Annotated in this window: 22 protein-coding genes; 12 read left to right on the top strand and 10 right to left on the bottom strand. The window is 62.0% G+C overall.

Annotated features, from left to right (window positions below):
- Positions 1-19 precede the first annotated feature (19 nt).
- From QF039_RS02220 to dinG, 4 genes are all read right to left on the bottom strand, one after another.
- On the bottom strand, positions 20-1,183 hold the full coding sequence (locus tag QF039_RS02220) for an OmpA family protein (protein WP_307516730.1): 1,164 nt from the start codon (positions 1,181-1,183) through the stop codon (positions 20-22).
- Between the two features lie 142 nt (positions 1,184-1,325).
- Positions 1,326-2,471 (bottom strand): EstA family serine hydrolase, encoded by a 1,146-nt coding sequence (locus tag QF039_RS02215; RefSeq protein WP_003211696.1) that lies wholly within the window; start codon positions 2,469-2,471, stop codon positions 1,326-1,328.
- Between the two features lie 92 nt (positions 2,472-2,563).
- The gene (locus QF039_RS02210) at positions 2,564-4,891 is read right to left on the bottom strand and encodes a beta-galactosidase (protein WP_008432094.1); all 2,328 of its coding nucleotides are present in this window, start codon (positions 4,889-4,891) and stop codon (positions 2,564-2,566) included.
- A gap of 95 nt (positions 4,892-4,986) precedes the next feature.
- Positions 4,987-7,131, bottom strand: coding sequence for an ATP-dependent DNA helicase DinG (gene dinG / locus QF039_RS02205; RefSeq protein ID WP_008432096.1), 2,145 nt, complete (start codon positions 7,129-7,131; stop codon positions 4,987-4,989).
- Between the two features lie 99 nt (positions 7,132-7,230).
- Between dinG and QF039_RS02200 the strand changes: the two genes are divergently transcribed.
- Positions 7,231-7,695: a CopD family protein gene (locus QF039_RS02200; RefSeq protein WP_307516729.1), complete on the top strand. Its 465-nt coding sequence runs from the start codon at positions 7,231-7,233 to the stop codon at positions 7,693-7,695.
- Between the two features lie 102 nt (positions 7,696-7,797).
- On the opposite strand, the gene QF039_RS02195 is transcribed toward QF039_RS02200, so the two are convergent.
- The 3 genes from QF039_RS02195 to QF039_RS02185 form a co-directional block, all read right to left on the bottom strand.
- Positions 7,798-8,556 (bottom strand): hypothetical protein, encoded by a 759-nt coding sequence (locus QF039_RS02195; RefSeq protein ID WP_003213707.1) that lies wholly within the window; start codon positions 8,554-8,556, stop codon positions 7,798-7,800.
- Positions 8,549-8,842 (bottom strand): DUF1145 domain-containing protein, encoded by a 294-nt coding sequence (locus tag QF039_RS02190; RefSeq protein ID WP_087694264.1) that lies wholly within the window; start codon positions 8,840-8,842, stop codon positions 8,549-8,551. The genes QF039_RS02195 and QF039_RS02190 overlap by 8 nt, the downstream gene beginning before the upstream one ends.
- Before the next feature lie 128 nt (positions 8,843-8,970).
- The gene (locus QF039_RS02185; protein WP_008432103.1) at positions 8,971-9,666 is read right to left on the bottom strand and encodes an OmpA family protein; all 696 of its coding nucleotides are present in this window, start codon (positions 9,664-9,666) and stop codon (positions 8,971-8,973) included.
- 180 nt (positions 9,667-9,846) lie between these two features.
- Here QF039_RS02185 and QF039_RS02180 point away from each other — a divergent pair, with 180 nt between their 5' ends.
- The 4 genes from QF039_RS02180 (at position 9,847) to QF039_RS02165 (ending at position 11,578) form a co-directional block, all read left to right on the top strand.
- Positions 9,847-10,344, top strand: coding sequence for a DUF6231 family protein (locus QF039_RS02180; RefSeq protein WP_008432105.1), 498 nt, complete (start codon positions 9,847-9,849; stop codon positions 10,342-10,344).
- 4 nt (positions 10,345-10,348) lie between these two features.
- Positions 10,349-10,819 carry a YchJ family protein gene (locus QF039_RS02175; protein ID WP_177009888.1) on the top strand — a complete coding sequence of 157 codons (471 nt, stop codon included), beginning with the start codon at positions 10,349-10,351 and terminating at the stop codon, positions 10,817-10,819.
- A 61-nt stretch (positions 10,820-10,880) separates the two neighbouring features.
- Positions 10,881-11,381 carry an LEA type 2 family protein gene (locus tag QF039_RS02170; RefSeq protein ID WP_307516728.1) on the top strand — a complete coding sequence of 167 codons (501 nt, stop codon included), beginning with the start codon at positions 10,881-10,883 and terminating at the stop codon, positions 11,379-11,381.
- Positions 11,378-11,578, top strand: coding sequence for an SEC-C metal-binding domain-containing protein (locus QF039_RS02165; protein WP_003213695.1), 201 nt, complete (start codon positions 11,378-11,380; stop codon positions 11,576-11,578). Before QF039_RS02170 ends, QF039_RS02165 begins: the two co-directional genes overlap by 4 nt.
- Positions 11,579-11,718: 140 nt before the next feature.
- Here QF039_RS02165 and QF039_RS02160 read toward each other — a convergent pair whose 3' ends face one another.
- Both QF039_RS02160 and QF039_RS02155 read right to left on the bottom strand, forming a co-directional pair.
- The gene (locus tag QF039_RS02160) at positions 11,719-13,110 is read right to left on the bottom strand and encodes an ATP-binding protein (protein WP_307516727.1); all 1,392 of its coding nucleotides are present in this window, start codon (positions 13,108-13,110) and stop codon (positions 11,719-11,721) included.
- Entirely contained in the window at positions 13,107-13,817 is a 711-nt protein-coding gene (locus QF039_RS02155; protein WP_003213692.1) for a response regulator, read from the bottom strand. Before QF039_RS02155 ends, QF039_RS02160 begins: the two co-directional genes overlap by 4 nt.
- A gap of 196 nt (positions 13,818-14,013) precedes the next feature.
- Between QF039_RS02155 and QF039_RS02150 the strand changes: the two genes are divergently transcribed.
- The 5 genes from QF039_RS02150 to QF039_RS02130 all read left to right on the top strand — a co-directional run bounded on the left by QF039_RS02150 (position 14,014) and on the right by QF039_RS02130 (position 20,228).
- Positions 14,014-16,395, top strand: coding sequence for a TonB-dependent siderophore receptor (locus tag QF039_RS02150; RefSeq protein ID WP_307516726.1), 2,382 nt, complete (start codon positions 14,014-14,016; stop codon positions 16,393-16,395).
- Between the two features lie 3 nt (positions 16,396-16,398).
- The gene (locus tag QF039_RS02145; RefSeq protein ID WP_177081108.1) at positions 16,399-17,079 is read left to right on the top strand and encodes a Fe2+-dependent dioxygenase; all 681 of its coding nucleotides are present in this window, start codon (positions 16,399-16,401) and stop codon (positions 17,077-17,079) included.
- A 28-nt stretch (positions 17,080-17,107) separates the two neighbouring features.
- Positions 17,108-18,223, top strand: coding sequence for an ABC transporter substrate-binding protein (locus QF039_RS02140; RefSeq protein WP_177021283.1), 1,116 nt, complete (start codon positions 17,108-17,110; stop codon positions 18,221-18,223).
- A gap of 161 nt (positions 18,224-18,384) precedes the next feature.
- Positions 18,385-19,443 (top strand): iron ABC transporter permease, encoded by a 1,059-nt coding sequence (locus QF039_RS02135; protein WP_307516725.1) that lies wholly within the window; start codon positions 18,385-18,387, stop codon positions 19,441-19,443.
- Entirely contained in the window at positions 19,440-20,228 is a 789-nt protein-coding gene (locus QF039_RS02130) for an ABC transporter ATP-binding protein (protein WP_307516724.1), read from the top strand. The genes QF039_RS02135 and QF039_RS02130 overlap by 4 nt, the downstream gene beginning before the upstream one ends.
- A 158-nt stretch (positions 20,229-20,386) precedes the next feature.
- Here QF039_RS02130 and QF039_RS02125 read toward each other — a convergent pair whose 3' ends face one another.
- Entirely contained in the window at positions 20,387-20,938 is a 552-nt protein-coding gene (locus QF039_RS02125) for a cysteine hydrolase family protein (protein ID WP_134325841.1), read from the bottom strand.
- A 96-nt stretch (positions 20,939-21,034) separates the two neighbouring features.
- Between QF039_RS02125 and QF039_RS02120 the strand changes: the two genes are divergently transcribed.
- Both QF039_RS02120 and QF039_RS02115 read left to right on the top strand, forming a co-directional pair.
- Positions 21,035-21,679, top strand: a complete 645-nt coding sequence (locus tag QF039_RS02120) for a glutathione binding-like protein (RefSeq protein WP_003213676.1) — start codon at positions 21,035-21,037, stop codon at positions 21,677-21,679.
- Between the two features lie 233 nt (positions 21,680-21,912).
- Entirely contained in the window at positions 21,913-24,354 is a 2,442-nt protein-coding gene (locus tag QF039_RS02115) for a penicillin acylase family protein (RefSeq protein ID WP_177067532.1), read from the top strand.
- Positions 24,355-24,419: the final 65 nt, after the last annotated feature.

Below are 24,419 nucleotides of genomic sequence, written 5' to 3'. Positions count from 1 at the left end.
ATCCTTCTTGCTCAAATAATCAGTTCTTCGCCTGGTCGTTGGTAGCAGCTGGAGCGGCGGCCTTGGCAGGTGCTGGCTTTTTAGCGGCAGGCTTGGCCGGGGCCTTTTTGGCAGCCGGCTTGGCGGCAGCTTTCTTGGCGACGGTTTTTTTCGCCGGAGCGGCAGCTTTTTTGACCGGAGCAGCGGCTGGAGCAGGAACGTCCTGCACAGCGACCATTTCAGCCTTCGGCGGGTTGGCCGAGTTGTACTTGCTCAACAGGGCCAGCATGGTGGTGCGCTGGGTGAACATGATTTCCATGCGACGGTTCAGGGCGCGGCCCTGGTTGCTGTCGTTGGCGGCACGCGGCATCAGGTCACCCATGCCACGCAGCATCAGGCGGTCCTGCTTCAGGCCGCTGAGGCTGAAGATCGAAGCGATGGACTGTGCACGTTCCTTGGTCAGGGCCTGGCTCACCGGCTCGGCACCCGAGGTATCTACATGGCCCAGGACCAGTACGGCGGTCTTCGGATCGCCTTCAACGGCCTTGGCAACACGGGTGAACGGACCCAGGGTCACGGGCAGCAACATCGCCGGGCGTTTCGGGTTGTAGGAGCCATCAACCGGGGCAATCACCACCAATACGTTGTCACGGCGTTCCAGTTGCAGGTTGCTGTCCTTGATCGCGAGACGCAGGCGTGGCTCGTAGTCGTCCAGCCAGGCCTGGGTGATTTTTGGATCAGGCATCGGGATGTTGGCGACGTCGACCTTGGCCAATGGCTTTGGCTTGCTTTCGAACGGCCACCACCATTTGGTATCGGTATCCGTCTTGGCAACGGCAGGTGCAGCGGCCGGTGAATCAGCCGGGGCGCCGGAGGCAGGCGTTGCCGCCTTGAGGTCGGCCTTCAGGTCTGCCTTGGCGTCGTCGGCTTTCGACGAGAACGGCCACCAGCTCGAGCCGGTATCCGCCTTCGCAACCGGTGCAGGTGCAGGTGCAGCAGCCGGTGCTACCGGCGCTGGCGCCTTGGCTGCGACCGCCGGCTTGGAATCCGGTTTGGTGTCGGCCTGGCTCACTGCGTCCTTGGTAGCAGCCTTATCGGAGCCAAATGACCACCAATGCCCGCCCTCGGCATCATTTTGTGGGGTTTGTGCACAGCCAGTAATAGTGAGGCATAGCGCCAGTGCCAAGGACTTGTTCGATAACATGAGATATCCACAAAATGAGAAAAAACCAGGGGCCTGAATGACCCGTTAAACAGACGCTTTTGGAACATTAAAGTTACAACATTTTGCCTAGCGTCTTTTTGTATGTGCCTTTGTAACAAAAAAACGCAAGACAGCAAGCTATTTACAGACAACCGGCCAATATTCTTACCAACTTTTGCGCCCGCGGGTCCATAAGTACATAAGGGCCCAATGTATTGGTCACGAAACCAAAGGCTACATCATGTTCCGGATCGGCAAACCCCACCGAACCACCGGCCCCGGGATGCCCAAAGGCCCGTGGGCCAAGGCCGAACGTGGCGTTTGGCACGTGCGGTTGATCCAACATGCAACCCAGCCCGAACCGGGTTTGTGTCAATAAGGTTTTATCCGGGCCGATACTGTGTTCGCGGGTCAACTCTTCGAGCATATCGGCTTCCAGCAAACTACCGTCGAGCAGCCCACTATAAAAACCCGCCAGACTTCGCGCATTACCGTGACCATTTGCCGCTGGCTGCTGCATACGCCGCCATTCGGGTTTATTAGTGCTGGTCAGAATAGACGGTGGATTGGTAAATGCACGGGTAGTCATCGCCGTCGGCTCGCGCATCGTTACTTGAAGTAAACGTTGTGCCGCCTCATCGCCAACATTGCCCTTGCCTCGGGCTATATGGGCAACTCGATAAAACTCTTCATCTGCCAACCCCACATGAAAATCCAGGCCCAGTGGCCGTGCAACCCGGGCCACGATGGACTCGCCCGGCCCACGACCGTCGGCGCGGCGCAGCAACTCGCCCACCAGCCAACCATAGGTAATCGCCGCATAACCGTGCCCTTCCCCGAGCTTCCACCATGGCGCTTCGGCGGCGAGGGCGTCGACCATCATCTGCCAGTCGTACAGGGCTTCGGCGGGCAGCGTTTCACGCAGGGCCGGCAACCCGGCCTGGTGACAGAGCAGATGACGCAGGGTGATGGCTTCCTTGCCCGCGGCAGCAAACTCCGGCCAGTACTTGGCGACCGGCGCATCCAGCTGCAACTTGCCTTCGGCCACCAGTTGCAGCGCCGTGACGGCCGTAAAGGTCTTGGTGCAGGAGAACAGATTGGCAATGGTGTCGCTGTGCCAGGCCTCGGCACCGTCCTTGTCGGCGGTACCGGCCCACAAGTCGACGACGGTTTCGCCGCCAATCTGGATGCACAGCGCGGCACCACGTTCCTGAGGGTCGTCGAACAGCGCGGCGAAGGCTTCACGCACCGCTTCGAATTGAAGCTCGTAATGACCCTGAATCTGCACCTAAGCCCCCTTGGAAAAGTACTACAGAAAGTGGCCGACATTGTTCCAGCCATTGAGCGATTTGTGAACCCGCTCTCGTCGATCAGCCCCCATCAATGACCTTTGCCGGAATGCCCGCCGGAATGCTCTGCACCCGGCGCTGCTGCATTGCCTTCACGCCCGGGCTTGCCGCCCTCACCGGCGTGGACCGCTGCGGCAGCCTTGGCCTTTTCGGCCTCCTTGCCCAGCTGATCGACGGCAGCCAGGTTACTTTTGCGCACACTGTCGACAAACCCCTGGAACGGCACATCGGTGATGCCGACCAGACCGAAATGGCCGTTTTCGCCGTCAAGCAAACGGCCGGTAACCGGCTGGTCCAGGTACTGGAACCAATGCACGCCGACAATCGACGGTTCGGCCATGGCCTGCTTCAGGAAGTTGGCGTAGGCAACCCCACGATCCTCTTCCCGAGCCAACTGCGTCACGCCGCCCCAGAACGGGCCACGGTCCGCCGAGCCGAAGTTGAATTCGGTGATCAGCACCGGCTTGTCCAACGTCCGCAGGGCCGCGAAGTCGTAGCCGTCCTGAGGCTTGAGGGTGTACATGTTGAAGCTCAGCACATCGCAATATTGCGCGCAGGACGCCACCGCTTCCGGCGTGCTGACCGCGTATCGGCCACCCAGCAACAGCTGGTTGGGCGCATGCCATTTCAATGCATCGGAGATGGTCTTGAAGTAGGCGTCGGCAAAGGTCTTCTGGAAGTACTTGAAGTCCGCTTCGATTTCCGGGTGCTCCGGGCTTGGCATTGGCGGCACAAAGCCCGGGTCTTCCATCAGTTCCCAGGCGGGCAGCTCGATGCCCCAGGCCCTGGAAAGCCCCTCCTGGTTGCGGTACTTGTCGCGCAATTGCTTGAGAAACGCGCGCTTGGCCGGCACGTCGGTGGTCATGCGCAGGGTGCCGTAGGCCAGGGCGTAGCGGGATTTCGCATCATCACCGGGACCGGCCCAGGCCAGTTCGTTGTCGGCAAAGAAGCCGATCAGCCACGGGTCGTCGCGATGGTCACGGGCGGCAATTGCCACCGCACGCTCGGTGGCCATGGCGAAGCGCGGGTCGAACGGGTCGGGCATGCCGCCCCACCAATCGGTGCCGGTGCTGATGCTCGCGTAATCACCGACGATCGACAGTGGCAAGGTGTAAGGCACGCGGTCGGCGGTCGCCAGCTGCGGCGCACTCCAGTTGCCGACAGTATTGAAACCCCAGGCCCGCAGGCGGTCGAGGGTGTGGCTGACCCAGCGTTTCTGGTCGAAACCTTCCGGAGCACAAGGTGCCGGCGGCACGCACGGCTGGCCATAGGTACGCTGCAGGTTGGCGCCATAGAAGTCGTACCAGCGGCCGACATTAAAGCTGCGCCCCTGATCGGCACCATTGCCGCTGCGGCTGTCACCGCTGCCGTAGTATTTGTCGAAAGGCTCGCCGGCCTTGGGCAACGCGGCAAACATCCATTCGCGGCCCGCCACGTAGGTCTGGCTGTTGTCCGGGGCGACGGTGTTGACGCCCAGGGAGTAGAACGGATGGCCTTCCGGTGTCACCAGGTACCAGCGCCCGTCGCGCTTCTCGGTGCGGAAGAAGCCGCTGGCGTCAAAGGCCGGGCCCTTGTTCCAGCCGCCGAATTTGTCCAGGGAGGCCTTGTCGCGCTCGGCCAGCCAGCCCTTGAGCTGTTGCTGTTCCTTGACCGCTGCGGCCCTCAACTGCTCGTCGCTGCTGACTTTCTCCGGCCACCGGGCGCGGGTGGACTGCCCATAGGCGTCCACCAGATCGCTGTAGGTAGCCTTGAGTACCGGCGCGATGTCCTGCACGCCAAAGCGTTCGAGCAAGATGCTTTGGGCGACGTTCGGCTTGATCATCGACAGGGTCACCGACACGATCTGGCTGCGGTCGATCTCCCCTTCGCTGCTGGCCAGCAGCACGCGCTGGCCATCGACGGTGATCGGCATCGGCGGGCCGGCCTTCATCCCCTGGCTCAGGGGCGAGTTGGCTTGCAGCGGAATCAACAGCGTTTGCGCGGGACCGGCTGGCAGGTCGATACGGCTGAACAGTGTCCGGCCGTCATTGCTCTGCACCTTGACGTACAGGGTCAGCGCCCAGTCCATCGCACTTTGAATCCGCAGGCTCATGGCACCGGATTGCGACCAGTCCCAGGCGCCGGTCTGCGGGCTGAGCACCAGGCTCGGTTCGGCCGCCGGGTTGAAGGTGATACGGCGCAGCACTTCGCCTTCAGCGGTTTGTTCGGCGTTGTATTGCGGCAGGCTGGCGTCCTGGGTCGCCACCTTGACCACATCGGCGGGCCGTACAAAGTTGAACAAGGTTTGTTGCCCGGCAGGCGCAGCCAGCAATGGCGCGGCAAACAACAGGGCAAAAACAGCGGGCAGCGTGCGAATCATGTGAACAAGGTTCTCCCAAACGGCCGGTGACTGGCCTGATGACGTGAAGCGATGGTGAGATAGACCACAAAGTGGGCGAATTCGCCCACTGGGCCTTAAGAAATTTCCCGCCGAAACGGCGGTAAAGCATTCAGGATAGCTTTCCCATAGCGCTGGGTAACCAGACGCCGGTCAAGCAAGGTGATGGTGCCGCGATCTTCTTCGGTACGCAGCAGGCGGCCGCAGGCCTGGACCAGTTTCAAGGAAGCGTCCGGCACCGAGATCTCCATGAACGGATTGCCGCCCCGGGCTTCGATCCATTCGGCCAACGCGGCTTCCACCGGATCATCCGGCACCGAGAACGGGATCTTGGCGATCACCACGTGTTCGCAGTAGGCACCGGGCAAATCCACGCCCTCGGCGAAACTCGCGAGGCCGAACAGCACGCTGGAATCGCCGCCATCCACCCGCGCCTTGTGCTTGTTCAGGGTTTCCTGTTTCGACAGGTTGCCCTGGATAAACACCTGCTTGCGCCAGTCACGGTCGAGGCCGTCGAACACGTCCTGCATCTGTTTGCGGGACGAGAACAACACCAGCGTGCCCCGTGAGCCCTCCACCAATGATGGCAGGTCACGAATGATCGCCGCCGTATGGGCCGGCGCATCCCGTGGGTCGGCCTTGAGGTCCGGTACCCGCAGCACACCGGCGTCGGCGTGATGGAACGGGCTGGGCACCACGGCGGTGACGGCCTTCTTCGGCAGCCCGGCGCGCATGCGGAAGCGGTCGAAGGTGCCCAGGGCCGTCAGCGTAGCCGAGGTGACCAAGGCACCGTAGGCCACGTTCCACAGATTGCGTCGGAGCATTTCCGCCGCCAGGATCGGGCTGGCGTTGACCTCGATATCGAACAGCGCACCGCTTTCCGACAGGGTCAGCCAACGGGCCATGGGCGGGTTGTCTTCCGGGTCTTCGACGGTAAAGGCGGTCCACAACTCCCAGTTGCCCTGGGAACGGGACAGCAGGCTGCCAAACAGCGGGTACCATTCTTCAGCCTGATTGCTGGCGATGCCGATATTGACCTCGCCATCCATGCCTTCCTTGAGCAAATCGGTGAGACGGGTGAACAAGTCGGTCAGGCGCGAAAAGCCCTTTTTCAGCTCGACGCCCATTTCGCGCATGTGCTCGGGGATCAGCCCGCCAACGAAACGATGGCGCGGCCGTTCGCGACCTTCCACGTCTTCGCCGGGCTTGAAGTCTGCCACCTGCTCGCAGGCGCTGAACATGAATTGCTGCTGGGTCTTGATCTCCCGCGCCAGCTCCGGCACCTGCTCGATCAACTTGCCCAGGTCGCCCGGCAGCGGGTGCTGGGCGAGCAACTTGGTGAGGTTCTTGGCCGTGGTTTCCAGCCAGTCGGCGGTGGAGCGCAGCCGCGTATAGTGAGCAAAGTGGCCGATGGCCTTGTCGGGCAGGTGATGGCCTTCGTCGAACACGTAGAGTGTGTCGCGCGGGTCGGGCAACACGGCGCCGCCCCCCAGGGCCAGGTCGGCGAGGACCATGTCATGGTTGGTGACAATAACGTCTACCTTGCCCATGCCCTCCCGGGCCTTGTAGAAGGCGCACTGGCCGAAGTTGGGGCAATGACGGTTGGTGCACTGGCTGTGATCGGTGGTCAGGCGCGCCCAGTCGGCGTCTTCCAGGGCATTGGGCCAGCTGTCGCGGTCGCCGTCCCATTTATTGCCCGCCAGTTTCTCGATCATGCTGGTAAACAGCTTCTGACTGACCTCATCGACTTCGATCTTGAAGCCTTCTTCTTCGAACAGCGAGGCAGTGGCGGTTTGCGCGTGGCCTTCCTGCAACAGCACGTCGAGCTTGGACAGGCACATATAGCGCCCACGGCCCTTGGCCAGGGCGAAGGTGAAATTCAGGCCGCTGTTGCGCATCAGGTCGGGCAGGTCTTTGTAGACAATCTGCTCTTGCAGGGCGACGGTGGCGGTGGCAATCACCAGGCGCTTGCCGGCGGCCTTGGCGGTGGGGATCGCCGCCAGGCTGTAGGCCACGGTTTTACCGGTACCGGTGCCGGCCTCGACGGCCACCACGGCGGGGTCGCCACTGCGCCGACCTTCGTCGTCGGTGTCGATATCCCCGAGGACCTTGGCGACTTCGGCGATCATCAGGCGCTGGCCGTACCGCGGTTTCAAGCTCTTGGCTTCGAGAAAACGCGAGTAGGCGCCCTGGATCGTGGTTTTGAGTTCAGTGCTGATCATGGATAGTCGGGCGCAAAAAACGCTGGATAAATTTTCAGTGGTTCGGATCGGCCGCTATCATACCCCGCTAATTAATCCCGCGCAGAACGGAGTACCCCAATGACCGTCTTTAGCTTCGCTTACACCCTGCATGTACTGGCCGCCCTGATCTGGGTCGGCGGTATGTTTTTCGCCTGGATGATCCTGCGCCCCGCCGCCATGGCCGCGCTGGACGGGCCGGCCCGGCTGAAACTCTGGGTAAATGTGTTTCAACGTTTTTTCGTGTGGGTCTGGGTGGCGGTGCTGGTGTTGCCGATCAGCGGTGTCGGCCTGCTGCAACTGCGCTTCAGCGGGTTTGAGACCGCGCCGCGTTATGTACAGGTCATGATGGGGCTATATGTGGTGATGACGGCGCTGTTTATCCGGATTCAGGTGCTGAAGTTGCCGGAGCTGCGCGTGGCGGTGGCGGCTGAGGATTGGCCGGCCGGGGCTGCGGCCTTGGGGCAGATTCGTAAATTGGTGGGGATCAACTTGATAGTGGGGTTGGTGCTGGTGGCGATTGCTTCGGCACGGCCGATGTTCTGAAGCGCCTAGTAGACCGCTTTCGCGAGCAAGCCCGCTCCCACATTTGGAATGCGTTTCAAATGTGGGAGCGGGCTTGCTCGCGAAAGCGTCAGGCCAGTCGCCTCAGAGCCTCTGAATGGTCACAGCACCCGCAGGCCCCGCTGGCCCCGGCTGCCCTTCCAACCCGGCCCGGCCCTTTTCGCCGCCATCCGCGCGGTACACCAGGCACCCCTTGGACTGCCCGCCTTTACCCGGCTTGCCCGCCGTGCCCGCCAAACCGCCGGCTCCGCCGTCCACCCATACCTTGATTTTCTCGCCCGGGAAGTCCTGCGGCAATTCCACACGGACCTGCGCGCCCGCCGCGCCCGGCAGCCCGTCGCCGCCGTTGTCGCCATTGGCACCGCGCCCGGCCGAACCCCAGGTGCAGCCCGGGTCTTCGCCGTTGGCACCATCCAGCCCGGCATAACCCTGGGCACCCGCGCCACCGCGGGCATCCACCGACAGCTCATCGGCCGTCAGCGAGTTAATCCGCAACACCAGGTCACGCCCCGCCTTGGCCGGGCGCTCATGGGTACCGGGAGCGCCGCGTGAGGTGATTTGGCTGCCCTGCTCCAGCTGCGCCTGACGCACCTGCAGTTGCAACGTGGTGCTACCGGGCACGATGGCGATTCGCGCGTCGCGGCCCAGGTGCAGTTCATCCACGGTCACCTGGGTGATATTGGCGGGAATCAGCAAGGTGCCGTAATCCGCCACGTCCAGTCGCTCCAGTTGCAACACGCCACTGCTGTTGGGCAGGCGCATCAACGAGTTGGTCTCGACGCTGACGCTCTGGGCCAGGGCAATGGGGCTGACCAGCAGGGCCAACAGAAAAACCTTACGCATGATTGGCCTCCTTGTTTACATCATTAGCCGGTGTCGGCGTCGAAAAGCTCTGCACATGGAACATACCCACCAGCAGGATCTGCAAGCGGTCACGCCAGGGATGGGCACGGGTTTTCACACTGCCGTTGAACAACAGCAGTTCCAGAACATGGGTCAGCAACAACAGGCTGCCGGCCAGGTTGACCAACAGGTGGAACGGGTTGATCAGCGGTGTGATCAGGTTGACCACCACCACGACCCAGAACAGCAACGTCAAGAATTTACCCAGCCCCCAAAACACCTTCATCCCGCACGCTCCCCTTGCACATTATTCTTTGGGCGCACAGTAACGACTTCTACAGGCGTTGTGCCAGTGAAGGATTAAAAAATTGATGAAGGGGCCCCAGGGGATTCCGCAGGGGCCTTGAGGCGGGGTCAGCGGTTGATCTGAATTTCCACGCGGCGGTTCAGCGCGCGGCCATCAGCGGTTTTGTTATCGGCTACGGGGTGGCTTTCGCCGGCGCCGGTCACGGAGACAAAACTGCTGCGCGGGATGCCGGAACTGACCAGGTAGTCGGTCACCGAATGAGCGCGTCGTTCAGAGAGTTTCTGGTTGTAGGCATCTTTACCGACACTGTCGGTATGCCCGCTGACGCGCAGCTGCGCACTCGGGGCCTCTTTTTTCAGGCGGGTGGCAATCACGTCGAGCTTGGTTTTGTCGGCAGCCGTGAGCTTCGCGGAGTCGAACTCGAAGTGCACGTCACGAATCACGATGGTTTCTTCCTTGACCACCACCACTTCCTCTTGAACCACCGCTACCGGCACCGGAGGGCAGCCATTGGCGTCGACCTGCACGCCTTTTGGCGTGCCAGGGCACTTGTCGCGGCTGTCCGGTACGCCATCGCCGTCCTCGTCACCGTCGCCATGCACCCAGCAATAGGCGCCAGCCATGCCGCCAATCAGCAGCGCGCCGTAGCCTGCATAGGACGAGCTTTGGGTCGCACCAATGGCAGCACCGGTCACACCGCCGACGGCGGCACAGGTGGGCCAGTCGGTTTTTTGCAAGCCTGCGCAACCTGTCAATACTCCGGTTAGCAGAACCAAGGGTAGAGCTGTCCGCATGATGCTCATCTGACTTTCTCCTGAGGGGATCGGCGGGGGCCGACGAGTGGAGTAAAGACGGCTCTTTTCATCTGCGCCAGCGTGTCACACCCCAGTATTCATTGGGCCGAGCGGTTTATTCTCGCCGCCCGCTCTAGGCCCGCACGCTCAGGCAGGCTAGTCTCTACGGTCCTGATGTGAGGATCTTCGATGACTGCCGGTATTTCTTCCCGTACACCCCAGCAAGCGCTCGCTGCGCTGCTGGATCTTCACGCGCCCAAACGCCTGCTGTTATTGGGCGCCAGCCAGTTCCCGGCGCTGGATGCCTTTAAGGAAGCACACCCGGATACCGTGGTGTCCTTCGCCGAGCCCGGCCCCTTGCCCACCGACCTCGCGGCCCAGCGTTTTGACCTGGCACTGGCGGTCGGTTGCCTGGAACACCTGTCAAAACCTGCGGGCCTGACCCTGCTGGGGGGCATCCGCAACCTCAATGCCAGTCGCATTGCGGTGCTGGTGGACCTGGAGGCCTGCCACTGGAAAGACACCGATTTCTTCTCCCTGGCCCTGCAAGCCAGCGAGCGTTTCCAGCGCGACGATCAGGTTTTGACGCTGTTTACCTATGATCTGCTTGACTATAAACAGGTGCCGGATTGGCTGAACGCCCGCTTCTGGGCCAACCCGCAAAATTTCGGAAAGTATTGGTGGTAACCCGATGAGTACATCCATTTGCCCCTGCGGCAGCGGCAACCTGCTGGATGCCTGCTGCGGTCATTATCACGCCGGCCACCCGGCCCCCTGCGCCGAAGCGTTGATGCGTTCGCGCTACAGCGCCTATGTGCTGGGCCTGGTGGACTACCTGGTGGCAACCACCCTGCCTGCGCAGCAAGCCGGGCTGGACACCACCGCCATCGGCGCCTGGAGCGCCCAAAGCACCTGGCTGGGCCTTTCAGTGGAAAGCTCCGAGGTGTTCGGCGGCCAGCCGGAACACGCCTTCGTGACCTTTACCGCTCGCTGGCATGACAGCACCGGCGAACACAGCCACCGCGAGCGCTCATCTTTCGTACAGAACAATGAGCACTGGTACTTTATCGACCCGACGGTGGACGTGAAGGCCGGGCGTAATGACGCCTGCGTGTGTGGCAGCGGGCAGAAATTCAAGAAGTGCTGTTCCGGCTACCTCTGACATTCATTGATACCCGACAGGCTCTCGCTTGCTATGCTGACTCTTCACACGGAGTAACGGCATGGTTTCTCAGGCGCGGGTATTCAGGACTTACAGCCTTCTGCTGGCATTGATGCTGGGCCTCTCCGGCTGCGCGTCGTGGTTCGCCGACGAAACGCCCGCCCCCGAGGTGTGTCTGGTCAAGGTCGACCCCGTGCGGGTCAAGTTGCTGGAGCAGAAGTTCAAGCTGTATTTCCGCGTGGATAACCGTGACGACAACGACCTGACCGTACGCGGCCTGGTTTACAAGGTCAGCCTCGGCACGATGGTGCTGACCGAAGGCGAGTCCAACGAATGGCTGACTGTGCCACCCCACAGCCACGCTTTTTTCCGGGTATCGGTGCGCACCAACCTGTGGCCGCAGATCCGCGATGTGGTCGACATGCTGAAAAATCCGCGCGATCCCGTGCCCTATCGTCTTGAAGGCGAGTTGAAAACCGGTTTATTTATCGGGAACGACGTGCAGGTGTTGCGCAATGGCGAGATAATCCCCGGCGATTTTATTCCGGAGCGACATCGATGACTCAGCAACCCCATGTCCATGGTCCCGACTGCAACCACGATCACGATCATCATGATCACGACCACGGCCATGTCCACGGCCCGAACTGCGGCCACGCTCACCAGGAGCCGGTGCGCAATACGTTGAAGGACGTGGGTCGTAACGATCCTTGCCCGTGCGGCAGCGAGAAGAAATTCAAGAAGTGCCACGGGGCTTGAGTTAAGAAACCCGATTCTCGAAACACTGCACATCCAAATGTGGGAGCGGGCTTGCTCGCGAAAGCGCAGTGTCAGTCAACCTCTCTGTTACTGATACACCGCTTTCGCGAGCAAGCCCGCTCCCACATTTAGCCTGCATTTCAAGGCCAGGATTTGCGCTGAAACTCCAACACCACCTCCAATCCCCCACCCTCCCGATTGCTCAAGCCCAACCGCCCGTCATGGGCACTGGCGATCGTATGCGCGATACTCAGCCCCAGCCCGTAACCACCGGTTTCCACATTGCGTGAGCCTTCCACCCGGTAAAACGGCTCCATCACCTGTTCCAGTTGTTCCTGGGGAATCCCCGGCCCACGGTCGCTGATGACGATCTTCAAGCTGTCCGCCTTGTCCTCTACCCGCACCACCACCTCGGAGCCATAACGCACCGCGTTCTCCAGCAGGTTCTGCACGCAACGCTTGAGACTGCGGGCATACCCCGGCAATGGCTGTTTGGCCCGCCCTTCTATCGTCACCGTCTCGCCCACGTCCTGCAGGTCCGCCTGCAAGCTTTGCAGCAAGGCGTTGATGTCGATGTTCTGGCGCTTCTCGTTGATTTCGCCGCTGCTGACGAAGTCCAGGGTGCTGGAAACCATGTGCTCCATTTCTTCCAGGTCACTGCGAAAACGTTCCTTGGTGCGGTTGTCGTCGAGCATTTCCGTACGTAACCGCAGGCGCGTAATGGGCGAGCGCAGGTCGTGGGAAATCGCCGCCAGGAAACGCGTGCGCTCGGCGATGTTGGCGATCAGCCGCTGCTGCATGGCGTTGAACGCCTGGGCGGCACGGCGCACTTCGGTGGGCCCATCGAGGGCCAGCGGTGGCCGCTGGATGTCCCGGCCCAAGGCTTCGGCAGCCTTGGCCAGGGCGTTGAGCGGGCGAATGGCCAGGCGCACCGCCACCAGGGCAATGATCACCAGCACCAATACCCGCAGCAGATAAATGCGCATCACGTAATCGAACAGCAAGTCCATCGGGGAAGTACTGGTCCAGCCTTGTTCCTCGGTGGCCTGCACCTGCAGCCAGCGCCCGTCCGGCAAACGCAGGTCAATCAGGAATTGCCCCACCACAGGCCTGGAACTGAGCAGAGTCGACAGCCCGGCATGCTGGCCCTCGGCATCCAGCAACTTGAGGCTCAACAGATGCAGGTTCTGGGTGTAGCCGGTTTTCTCCGAGAGCACTTTATTCAGCAAGCGCTCGGTGGCCTGGTCGCTGTCGCCGATGCTGCTTGTCACATCACTGGCCTGGTCACTCAGGGTCAGGCGAAAGCGCGGCGTATCGAGCAGCTTGATCAGCACATCCGCCTGCGCCGGATCGCTGTGTACCAGCCGCACCACGTCCGCCAGCCGCGTGGCGATCAGCCGGCTGGGGATTTCCAGCACCTGGCCGTGGCGCATGTCGTACCAGATGCTGCTGGTCAGGGCCTGGGCCGCGAGCATGCCGCTGACCAGAATCAGCACCAGCCGGCCGAACAGCGAACGCGGCAGCAGTTTCACGATTGCAGCGCCACGTCGTCGGCGGTGAGCATGTAACCCTCGTTGCGCACGGTCTTGATCAAACCGGCCGGCAACTGCGAGCGCAGTCGGCTGACGCACACATCAATCGAGCGGTCGAACGGCGTGCTGTCTTTGTCGAACACGTGGTTGAGCAAAAAGTCGCGGCTCAGCGGCCGGTTGGGATGCTGCAACAACAGGCGCAACACCCGGTAATCGGAGTTGCCGAGGCTGACCACCACGCCTTCCGGCGAAAGCAATTGCCGCGCCCGGGTGTCCAGCTGCCAGCCGGCAAAGCTGATGCTCGGTGCTTCATCGAGCCGCGCCCGGTCCGGAAAACTCTGCACCCGGCGCAGCACCACCTTGATCCGCACCAGCAACTCCCGCGGGTCGAACGGCTTGGGCAGGTAATCGTCGGCGCCGATTTCCAGGCCGACGATCCGGTCGATCAGCGTGCCCTTGGCGGTGAGCATGATCACCGGCGTGTTGGAGCTGACGCGCAATTCGCGGCACAAACTCAGGCCGTCTTCGCCGGGCAACATCAGGTCGAGGACGATCAGGTCGATGACATTCAGCGCCAGGCGGCGGCGCATTTCCTTGCCGTCGCCGGCGGTGGACACCTGGAAGCCGGCGTCACTCAGGTAGTCGCACAGCAATTGGCGGATTTGCGGGTCGTCATCAACGATCAGCAGGTGGTCTTGCTTGGCCATGGGGCAATTCGTCCGAAACTCAAAAGGCAGGAGATAGCCGAAACTTCAGCCAGGAGTACGCGCAAATGTAATGGAATGTTGTGGGAAGCGGTAATCACGCATCCACATTACAAAGCCACGGCATGGCGGCCGGTATCGGTCTTTAGACTACCGAATCTAAATGAGATTAATTGTAATTTAGCCTAGGTCACTCCGAATGCCATTGCCTACCCCTCGCGCCCTGTCGCTGCAATCTACCCTTGCGCCGATGTTCGGCCTGCTTGCCGCCGGCAGCGTTTCTCCCACCGCCTGGGCCGATGCGCCGGTGGCGGCGTCGAATGATTCGGTGCTGAGCCTGCCGGAAATCAAGATCGACGGTGAAGCCACATCCGCCTTTAAAGTCGACCGGGTGACCTCGGCAAAGATCAGCCAGCCGCTGCTGGATGCCCCGCAAAGCGTAACCATCGTCCCGCAGCAAGTGCTCAAGGAGCAAAACGCGCAGACCTTGCAGGAAGTGTTGCGCAACGTGCCGGGCATCACCTTCATGTCCGGCGAAGGCAACCTGGGCTGGGGCGACCTGTTTTCGATTCGCGGGTTTTCTTCGGAGCAGAGCCTGACCGTCGACGGTGTGCGCGATGCCGGCCAATCGACCCGCACCGACACCTTCAACCTGCAACAGGCAGAAGTGTTCAAGGGCACCGGCTCGATCGAATCCGGCGTTTCCGCGGTAGGCGGCAGCGTCAACCTGGTGAGTAAAGAGGCGCACCTGGGGGATGCCAACAAACTCTCGGCCGGCATCGGCACCGACAGCTACCGCCGCCTCACCGGCGATTTCAACCAACAACTGAATGACACCACCGCCCTGCGCATCAACCTGATGAAACACTACAACCAGGTGGCCGAGCGTGACGACGTGGACTACGACCGCTGGGGCATCGCGACCTCCCTCGGTTTCGGCCTGGGCACCGACACCCGCCTGTTTATCGACACCTTCTACCAGAAGGACGACAACACGCCGGACGGCGGCGTGCCGATCCAGCGCGGCACCGACGGCGACCGCATGCCGGGAGTCAAGCGCTCCAATTGGTACGGCGACTCGCACCTGTACACCCAGCAGACCAAAACCACTTCGCTGACCACCCGCTTCGAGCATGATTTCGACTGGAACGAAGCGACCCTGAAGAACCAGACCAAGTGGGAGCGTACCGACAACTTCGCGGTGCTCTCGCCCGCGCGCTTCTTCGCCGCCAACGGCAATGGCCAAAAAACCTGCACCGGCACGCGCTGTGCGACCTTGGGCTACACCGGCGTAGGACCGATCAGCCAAGTGCCCGGCAGCACGGTAAATGCGTACCCGGGATACGCCAACAGCGGTAACACCGCCTACGGTATTTTGCGAGGGAGCGACTTCGGCCAGTCGACGCGCTACACCATCCTCGACAACCAGACCGACTTCGCCTTCAAGCTCAATACCGGCGGGCTGGAACACGCAGTGGTCAGCGGGCTCGAGTTCTATCACGAGACCTACGGCGGCCTGAAACGCAACGCCGAAGTGCCGGCCGGAGACCTGTTCTTCGACATGAACGACCCGAGCCACAGCTTTGCCAGCACCGAAGTGACCAAGGGTGAAGGCCAGCCACGCTCAGTGATCGACAACGCCGGCATCTACCTGGGTGACACCATCACCCTGAATGAACAGTGGCAAGTGCTCGGCTCCCTGCGCTACGACAACTGGCAGGCCGAGACCACCCAACGTGGCCAAGCTTCAATCAACAGCACCGACGGTGCCGTGAGCGGCCGGGTCGGCGCGGTGTACAAGCCGTTGCCTAACGGCAGCATCTACGTGTCCTACAGCGAAGCGGCACAACCGTCAGCCCTGGGCGCGTCGACCAACAACCAGATCTACGGCGCCGCGAGCACCAGCAACTACACCCCGGCCAAGTCGAAGACCTACGAGATCGGCACCAAGTGGGACATTGCCCACGACCTGCTGAACGTCACCGCCGCGATCTTCCGCACCGAACTGGACAACTCCTGGGAATACCAGGACGGCGAAAGCGCTCCGGTACGCGCCCTCCCCGCCAAGCGCGTAGACGGTGTAGAACTGGGCCTGCAAGGCAATATCAGCCCGCGCTGGACGGTGTACAGCGGGTTCTCCGCGCTGAAAAGCACCCAGACCAAAGGGGCCAACAAAGGCGAGGAAGCCAAGAACGTTCCCGACCTGACCGCCAACCTGTGGACCACCTACGCCGTTACCGACGACCTGAGCCTGAGTTACGGCGCGCAATACGTAGGACGCCGCCGCTACAGCGACAACAAATACGTCGGCGGCCTGAACAACAACAGCAGCTACGCCACCGGCCCGTCCGGCGTGTACGCGATCTACACCCGCGACCACGAAAAGGCCCCCGGCTACTGGCTCAACAACGTGGCTGCGCAATACAAGGTGAGCAAGCAGACCAAGGTCAACCTCAACCTGAACAACGTGTTTAACAAGTTCTACTACAGCCAGATCGGCGCGTCCCTGGACGGCTTCCAGCTCTACGGCATCCCGGGCGCCGGGCGCACGCTCACCGCCAGCGTCGACTATGAGTTTTAAGCCGTGCTGATCGAAATCCCGGCCCTGTTGAGTGCAGAAGAAGTCGAGGTGGCCGTCGCCACCCTGCTCGATCAACCGTGGGTCGACGGCAAGGTCACCGCCGGGCAACGCTCGGCCAGGGCGAAAAACAACCGGCAGCTGTCGGAAGACGCGCCGGTAGCGATTCGCCTGGGTGAGCAGATTCTGTCGCGGCTGTCGGACAACGCGCTGTTCATGTCCGCCGCCCTGCCGAAGAAAATCTACCCGCCGCTGTTCAACCGCTACAGCGGCGGCGAGGCCTTCGACTGGCATATCGACAATGCGATTCGCGGCCTCAAGGGCGTGCGCGAACGGGTGCGCACCGACATCTCCGCCACCTTGTTCCTGGCTGATCCGGCCAGCTACGGCGGCGGCGAACTGGTGATCCGCGACACCTTCGGCGAGCACGCGGTGAAGCTGCCCGCCGGGCACCTGCTGATTTATCCCGGCAGCAGTTTGCACAAGATCAACCCGGTCACCCGCGGCGAGCGCATCGCCAGTTTCTTCTGGATCGAAAGCCTGGTGCGCGAAGACAGCCAGCGCCAACTGCTGCTGGACATGGACGTGGCGATTCAACGCCTCACCGCGCAACACGCCGACGACCACGCGTTGCTGCAACTGAGCGGCGCCTATCACAACCTTTTGCGGCGCTGGAGCGATGTCTGATGCGCCGCCTTCACCTGGAGTTCTCGCCATGCTGAAACCTCGCAACTTCCTCAAGCTGGGCGCGCTGTTTGCCGTGCTGATCCTCGGCCACGCCGAAACCGCCGCCGCCCATGAAGTCACCGACGTGCTGGGCCGCAAGGTCGAGGTGCCAGACCACGTGCAGCGCGTGGTGCTCGGCGAAGGCCGGCTGATTTCGGCCTTTGCCTTGCTGGACAAGGACGCGCCATTCCAACGGATTGTCGGCTGGCAGAATGATTTGAAACTGTTGGACGCCCACACCTATAACGCCTATGTGGCGAAATTTCCGACGGTAAAAGACATTCCGCTGATTGGCCAGGCGTCGGAGCAAAGCGTCAGCGCCGAGGAAATTCTTTCGCTGAAACCGGACCTGGCGGTGTTCAGCATTTCCGGCCATGGCCCGACTGAACACAGCCCGGTGGCGGACGTGTTGGCCAAGGCGGGCATTGCAGTGTTGTTCGTCGACTTCCGCATCAACCCGGTGCAAGGCACCCACGCCAGCATGACCGCCCTGGGCCAGGCCCTGGGCCGGGAGACCCAGGCCAAGGCGTTCCTCGACTTTTATGACCAGCACATCAAGGTGATCACCGACGCCGTCGCCACCTTGCCGGCCGGGCCGCGCCCGAGCGTGTTCCTGGAATTGCTGGCCGGCGCCTGGCAGGCACCGGGGCACACCACTGGCAAGAGCGGCATGGGTGAAGTGATCAAGCTGGTGGGCGGGCGCAACATCGCCGCCGACGTGGTGCCGGGGGCGCTGGGAGATATCAGTGTCGAGTACGCGCTGAAAGCTGACCCGGATGTGTATGTGGCCACCGGCAATCACAAGCCCGGGTTGATTCTGGGGGCTGGCGTGAGCAACGAAGACGCGCGTGCCGCGTTTGATACCGTGCTGGCCCGCCCTGAGTTTGTGAACCTTCGGGCGATTCGTGAGGGCAATTCCCACGGTCTGTGGCATGACTTCTACAACTCGCCGTACAACCTGCTGGCGATTGAAGCGCTGGCCAAGTGGGTGCATCCGGAATTGTTCGCCAAGCTGGATCCCAAGGCGACCATGGAAGCGATGAACCAACAGTTCCTCGGCATGCCGCTGCAGGGTGCTTACTGGATTGATGGCAAGGCCAAGTAACTAAGGCTCACAACCCATTCCCTGCCTGTACACGGTTCCTGTGGGAGCTGGCTTGCCTGCGATAGCGGTGTTGGATTCACCATCGCCATCGCAGGCAAGCCAGCTCCCACACTGACCGTGTACCGGCAGGGATTTTCGTCGTTTTCAAGGCTGCGAATCCAATGACCACTCAAACCCTCGACCTCGCCACCGCCAGCCAAGGCTATCGCCGCCTGCTGGCCCGCCGCTTCTGGCTGCTGGCCCTGCTGGGTGGCGCGCTGATGTGCACGATCCTCGTGGACCTGGCCAGCGGCCCGTCGGGCATGGGCCTTGGCGCCCTGCTCGATGGCTTGCTGCACCCGGCCCACCTGAGCGCCACCGACCAGGTGATCATCTGGAACGTGCGCCTGCCCTACGCCTTGATGGCGGTGTTGGTCGGTTGCGCGCTGTCGCTGGCGGGCGCCGAGATGCAGGCGATCCTTAACAACCCGCTCGCCAGTCCATTCACCCTGGGGGTTTCCTCGGCGGCGGCGTTGGGCGCGTCCCTGGTGATTGTGTTTCCGGTGACGACGCTGTGGGTGTCGGCCAATACGGCGATTTCCATTTCAGCCTTTGTGTTTGCCGCCGCCTCGGTCTTTTTGCTGCAAGCCATGTCGCGGCTGCGCGGTGCCGGGGTGGAAAGCCTGGTGCTGTTCGGGATTGCCCTGGTGTTCAGTTGCAACGCGGTGGTCGCCCTGTTGCAACTGGTCGCCACCGAAGATGTGCTGCAACAACTGGTGTTCTGGACCCTGGGCAGCGTGACCCGGGCCAACTGGGACAAGCTCGGCATCCTCGCGTTGGTGGTCGCCGTGGTCATGCCCTTTTCCTTCGCGGCCGCGCCACGCCTGACCCTGTTGCGCATGGGCGAAGACCGCGCGCAAAGCTTCGGTGTCGATGTGAAGCGCCTGCGGTTTTTCTCGTTGTTGCGCATCAGCCTGCTGTCGGCCACCGCCGTGGCGTTTGTGGGAACCATCGGATTTATCGGCCTGGTGGGTCCGCACATCGCGCGGATTCTGGTGGGTGAAGACCAGCGCTTCCTGCTGCCGGCCAGCGCGCTTGTCGGCGCGTTACTGTTGTCGCTGTCATCCATCGCCAGCAAGCTGATCATGCCCGGGGTGATCGTACCCGTGGGTATCGTCACCGCGCTGGTGGGCGTGCCGATTTTCGTGTTGCTGGTGTTCAAGCGCGGGAGGCAGTTATGAGCAGCGGGCTGTCGATTCAGAACGCCCAGGTCAGTTATGGCCGGCGCCAGATTGTGCATGACCTGAGTTTGCCAACCCTGGCCCACGGCAGCCTGACCGCGTTGATCGGGCCGAACGGTGCGGGCAAGTCGACGTTGCTGCGGGCGGTGGCGGGGCTGGAAAAGATGCAGGCCGTTGTCAGATTGGGTGACCTGGACCTGACGAAAATGTCCGTCGGTGAACGCGCCCGGCGTGTGACCTATATGCCGCAAAACCTTCCGCCGGGCTTGAGCCTGAGTGTGATGGAAAGCGTGATCGCCGCGCTGCGGGTGGCGAACGTCGAGGGCATTGCGCTTTCAAGCGACGCGTGCATGCGCGAGGCCTTTGATGCGTTGCAAAGGATTGGCATCGCTCATCTGGCGGATCAGCTATTGAGCACGTTATCCGGCGGCCAGCGGCAACTGGTCAGCCTGGCGCAACTGATTGCGCGCCGGCCACAGGTAATGTTGCTGGATGAACCCACCAGTGCGCTGGACTTGAACTACCAGTTGAAGGTCATGGATTGCGTGCGCGACCTGGTGCGGGAACACAACCTGATCGCCGTGGTGGTGCTGCACGACATCAACCTCGCGGCGCGCTATGCCGACCATATCGCGGTGCTGCGCCAGGGCCGGCTGTACGCCAGTGGCGCGGCGGATGACGTGCTGGATACGGCGCTGTTTGCCGAAGTCTATGGTGTGCGGGTACGCATCGAGCGATGCTCACAACAAACGTTGCAGGTGTTGGTGGACGGCGCGGTGGCTTAGATCCTCTGTGGCGAGGGAGCTTGCTCCCGTTGGGCTGCGTAGCAGCCCCAAAATCTGTGCACGCGCGTCTTCAGGCGGACTGAGGTGAGGCACTCGGGAGCGCTTCGCATTGGAGCTCCAGCCTGGTCCAGCGGGAGCAAGCTCCCTCGCCACAACGGTCACTCCAGCAACTGTTTGGAGGAAATCACTGTGGCGTACTCGCCGTGCAGGTTACCCAACGACATGGCATGTACCGCCTGCGCCGAATGCATCTGCCCGAAAAAGTCCGCCTTGTCGAAGGTGTAGCAGGCATCTTCGATAACCCACGTCTCAAACCCCAGGTTGCCGGCACTGCGGGCCGTGGCCTCCACCGAGTTATGGGTGGCCACGCCCACCAGCACCACTTGCCGAAGCCCGGCCTCATGCAACCTCGCTTCCAGCCCCGTCCCACAAAATGCGTCCGGCACCCGTTTCTGGATCAACTGCTCACCCGCCTGCGGAATAAACGCGTCCTGAAACTCCACCCCCGACTGCTGCGGCCAGAACACCGATTCCGGCGAATGGGACAGATGCTGCACATGAATCACCGGCCAGCCTTCGCGCCGCCAATGCGCCAGCAACGCCTGCATGCGCGCCTCGGCGTGCGGATTATTGCGCCGTCCCAGCCTGGGATGGTGAATGCCTTTTTGCTGGTCAATCAGAATCAACGCTGCGCCCGCACGAATTTCCATATCGATAGACCCAAATGTTTCATTGAATTTTCGTCACCCTAACATCACCTATACCTACAGGCATTCGCTCAAGCGTCACCACCCTTGGAGAGCTTCATGATCGACCTGTATTACTGGACCACCCCCAACGGTCACAAAGTGTCGTTGTTCCTGGAAGAAGCCGGCCTGCCTTACGAGGTACACCCGATCAACATCGGCCAGGGCGATCAGTTCAAGCCCGACTTCCTGAAGATCGCCCCCAATAACCGCATCCCGGCCATCGTCGATCAGAACCCGACCGACGGCGGCGCGCCGATTTCCCTGTTCGAATCCGGCGCAATCCTGCTGTACCTCGCGGAAAAAACCGGCAAGTTCATTCCCCAGGACCTGCGTGGTCGTCAGGAAGCGCTGCAATGGCTGTTCTGGCAAATGGGTGGCCTGGGCCCGATGGCCGGCCAGAATCACCACTTCAGCCAGTTCGCCCCGGAAAAGATTCCCTACGCGATCAAACGCTATGTGGATGAGACCGCCCGCCTGTATGGCGTGCTGGACCGGCGCCTGGCCGACCGCACGTTCGTGGCCGGCGAGGAATACAGCATTGCCGACATGGCGATCTACCCGTGGATCGTTTCCCACAAGTGGCAGAGCCAGAAGCTGGAAGACTTCCCACATGTAGAACGCTGGTTCAACCACATCAAGCAACGCCCGGCGACGGTGCGTGCCTATGAGCTGGTGCAGAAGGTCAATCCGCCAAAATCCTGAAGGTCAACGGGATCAAAATGTGGGAGCGGGCTTGCTCGCGAATGCGGTGGATCAGCCACAACTCTTTTAGCTGATACACCGCATTCGCGAGCAAGCCCGCTCCCACACTGATTTGTGCCCGACTGGAAACCTTACGCAAATCCTGAAATAAGCATCGCCTCCCGCTTGCGTCGTTTCGCCGCGCTCACTAACGTAGCGCCTTTACTGACGCTACCCCCCGCAGGAGCTTTGCCATGGCCTCGCCAGCCCTCTCACATTTTCTTCCCCGGTTCGGCGTTGCCGCGGCAATTGCCAGTGCCTTGGGCCTGGCCGGTTGCCAGTTACAGAGCACCCAAGACACCCTGCCTCCGGTTTCCGGCGTACAGCCGATCAAGGGCCTGGCGCAGAACGTTTCGGTGCGCCGCAACAGCCAGGGCATCCCGCTGATTGAAAGCAGCACCTTCCACGATGCGCTGTTCACCCTGGGCTACGTGCACGCCAGCGACCGCATCACCCAGATGGTCACCCTGCGCCTGCTGGCCCAGGGCCGCCTGGCGGAAATGTCCGGGCCGGATGTGCTGGATGTCGACCGTTTCATGCGGGCGGTCAACCTGCGCAAAAGCGCCGGCGAGCTGTATAACGCCTCGTCGCCGCGCCTCAAGCGCTTCTTTGAAGTGTACGCACGCGGGGTCAACGCCTACCTGTTCCGCTACCGCGACAAGCTGCCGCCAGACCTGGCCCAGACTGGCTACAAGCCTGAATACTGGAAGCCGGAAGATTCGGCGCTGCTGTTCTGCCTGCTGAATTTCAGCGAGTCGACCAACTTGCAGGAAGAGCTGTCGTCATTGGTGCTCGCGCAAAAAGTCGGTGCCGACAAACTCGCCTGGCTGACCCCGAGCTACCCGGATGAACCGCTGCCAGTGGCCGAGTCCGACAAGCTCAAGGGCATCAACCTGGGCCAGATCCCGGGCCTCGCTGCGCTGACCAGCCTCAGCGAGCACCTCGACACCCTCAACACCCTGGGCACGTCCAGCTCCAGCAACTGGGCGATCGGCCCGCAGCGCAGCCGCAGTAACAAGAGCCTTTTGGCGAATGACCTGTCGACCTCGATGCAGGCCCCGTCGCTGTGGAACTACGTGCAGATCCGCTCGCCGAAATACCAGGCCGCCGGTGTGTCCATCGCCGGTTTGCCAACCCTGCTTTCCGGCTTCAACGGCAAGGTGGCCTGGAGCATGAGCCAGGTCTCGGGTGACACCCAGGACGTATTCCTGGAGAAGGTCAAGCGCCAGGGCAACGCGCTGTACTACGAGAACAACGGCAAATGGCTGCCCGCCATCGTGCGCAATGAAACCTACTTCGCCAAGGGCCAGCGGCCGATTCGCGAAGCGGTGTACGAAACCCGCCACGGGCCGCTGCTCAACAGTGCCCAGTCGCTGACCAGCGGCTACGGCCTGGCGTTGCAAACCGCCGATTTCAAGGACGACAAGAGCCTGGACGCGTTCTTCGACCTGTCCCGTGCGCAAACCGCCGGTAAAGCGTCTGACGCCACCCGGGAAATTCGCGCAATTGCCTTGAACATGGTCTTCGCCGACGCCAGCAGCATTGGCTGGCAAGTGACCGGGCGGTTCCCCAACCGCCGTGAAGGCGAAGGCCTGGTGCCATCGCCGGGCTGGGACGGGCGTTTCGACTGGGATGGCTACGCCGACGCGATGCTGCACCCCTACGATCAGGACCCGGCCCAGGGTTGGATCGGCACGGCCAACCAGCGCACCATTCCCCGTGGCTACGGCATGCAACTGTCCAACTCGTGGGCCGCGCCGGAACGCGCCGAACGTATCGCGCAACTGGCCGGCAGCGGCAAGCATGACAGCCGCAGCATGATTGCCATGCAGTACGACCAGACCACCACGTTTGCCGCCAAGCTCAAGAGCATGTTCCAGGCGCCGGGCATGGCCCAGCCGCTGAAACAGGCGATCGATGGATTGCCGGTGGCAGACCAGGCCAAGGCGCGGGAAGCACTGGGCCGCCTGATGGCCTTCGACGGTCGACTGGCATCCACCTCCGCCGACGCGGCGATTTATGAGTTGTTCCTGCAGGAAAGCGCCAAGCAGATTTTCCTCGACGAACTCGGTCCGGAAAACAGCGCCACCTGGAAAGCCTTTATCGGTAACGCCAACCTGTCGTACTCGGCGGTGGCCGACCACTTGCTGGGGCGCGAAGACAGCCCGTTCTGGAATGACGCCCGCACCGGGCAGAAAACCGACAAGCCGGCGATCCTCGCCCGCAGCCTGGCCGCCGCGATCACCGCAGGCGACAGCGCGCTGGGCGCCGATCACAAGGCCTGGCAGTGGGGCAAACTGCACAGCTACACCTGGAAGAACACCAGCGGCCAGGCTATTCGCGGCCCACTGGCCGCGGGCGGCGATCACAACACGCTGAACAGCGCACCGTATAGCTGGGGCCAGAGTTTCGACACGACCCAGGTGCCGGCGCTGCGGATGATTGTCGACTTCGGCCTGGCGGAACCGATGATGGGCCAAAGCGGCATCGGCCAATCCGGCAACCCGGCCAGCCCGAACTATGCCAATGGCATCGACCCGTGGCTGAAGGCGCAATACCTGAGCTTCCCGATGCAGCCACAGAACTTTGACGGGGTGTACGGGAAGACGCGGTTGACGCTGGTGCCGGGCAAGTAACCCGGTTTCCCAGACTCAACCAAATCAATGTGGGAGCTGGCTTGCCTGCGATGGCATCAACCCGG

The sequence above is a fragment of the Pseudomonas sp. W2I6 genome (assembly GCF_030815935.1).
Classification (GTDB): Bacteria; Pseudomonadota; Gammaproteobacteria; order Pseudomonadales; family Pseudomonadaceae; genus Aquipseudomonas.
Note: the sequence above shows the minus strand (reverse complement) of the source record. Positions and strands in the feature narration are given on the sequence as shown.

Excerpts from the sequence above, each read along its gene's own strand:
- QF039_RS02220 (WP_307516730.1), bottom strand. The coding sequence starts at position 1,183 with ATGTTATCGAACAAGTCCTTGGCACTGGCGCTATGCCTCACTATTACT.
- QF039_RS02210 (WP_008432094.1), bottom strand. The coding sequence starts at position 4,891 with ATGATTCGCACGCTGCCCGCTGTTTTTGCCCTGTTGTTTGCCGCGCCA.
- dinG (WP_008432096.1), bottom strand. The coding sequence starts at position 7,131 with ATGATCAGCACTGAACTCAAAACCACGATCCAGGGCGCCTACTCGCGT.
- QF039_RS02200 (WP_307516729.1), top strand. The coding sequence starts at position 7,231 with ATGACCGTCTTTAGCTTCGCTTACACCCTGCATGTACTGGCCGCCCTG.
- QF039_RS02195 (WP_003213707.1), bottom strand. The coding sequence starts at position 8,556 with ATGCGTAAGGTTTTTCTGTTGGCCCTGCTGGTCAGCCCCATTGCCCTG.
- QF039_RS02190 (WP_087694264.1), bottom strand. The coding sequence starts at position 8,842 with ATGAAGGTGTTTTGGGGGCTGGGTAAATTCTTGACGTTGCTGTTCTGG.
- QF039_RS02185 (WP_008432103.1), bottom strand. The coding sequence starts at position 9,666 with ATGAGCATCATGCGGACAGCTCTACCCTTGGTTCTGCTAACCGGAGTA.
- QF039_RS02180 (WP_008432105.1), top strand. The coding sequence starts at position 9,847 with ATGACTGCCGGTATTTCTTCCCGTACACCCCAGCAAGCGCTCGCTGCG.
- QF039_RS02175 (WP_177009888.1), top strand. The coding sequence starts at position 10,349 with ATGAGTACATCCATTTGCCCCTGCGGCAGCGGCAACCTGCTGGATGCC.
- QF039_RS02170 (WP_307516728.1), top strand. The coding sequence starts at position 10,881 with ATGGTTTCTCAGGCGCGGGTATTCAGGACTTACAGCCTTCTGCTGGCA.
- QF039_RS02165 (WP_003213695.1), top strand. The coding sequence starts at position 11,378 with ATGACTCAGCAACCCCATGTCCATGGTCCCGACTGCAACCACGATCAC.
- QF039_RS02155 (WP_003213692.1), bottom strand. The coding sequence starts at position 13,817 with ATGGCCAAGCAAGACCACCTGCTGATCGTTGATGACGACCCGCAAATC.
- QF039_RS02150 (WP_307516726.1), top strand. The coding sequence starts at position 14,014 with ATGCCATTGCCTACCCCTCGCGCCCTGTCGCTGCAATCTACCCTTGCG.
- QF039_RS02140 (WP_177021283.1), top strand. The coding sequence starts at position 17,108 with ATGCTGAAACCTCGCAACTTCCTCAAGCTGGGCGCGCTGTTTGCCGTG.
- QF039_RS02135 (WP_307516725.1), top strand. The coding sequence starts at position 18,385 with ATGACCACTCAAACCCTCGACCTCGCCACCGCCAGCCAAGGCTATCGC.
- QF039_RS02130 (WP_307516724.1), top strand. The coding sequence starts at position 19,440 with ATGAGCAGCGGGCTGTCGATTCAGAACGCCCAGGTCAGTTATGGCCGG.
- QF039_RS02125 (WP_134325841.1), bottom strand. The coding sequence starts at position 20,938 with ATGGAAATTCGTGCGGGCGCAGCGTTGATTCTGATTGACCAGCAAAAA.
- QF039_RS02120 (WP_003213676.1), top strand. The coding sequence starts at position 21,035 with ATGATCGACCTGTATTACTGGACCACCCCCAACGGTCACAAAGTGTCG.
- QF039_RS02115 (WP_177067532.1), top strand. The coding sequence starts at position 21,913 with ATGGCCTCGCCAGCCCTCTCACATTTTCTTCCCCGGTTCGGCGTTGCC.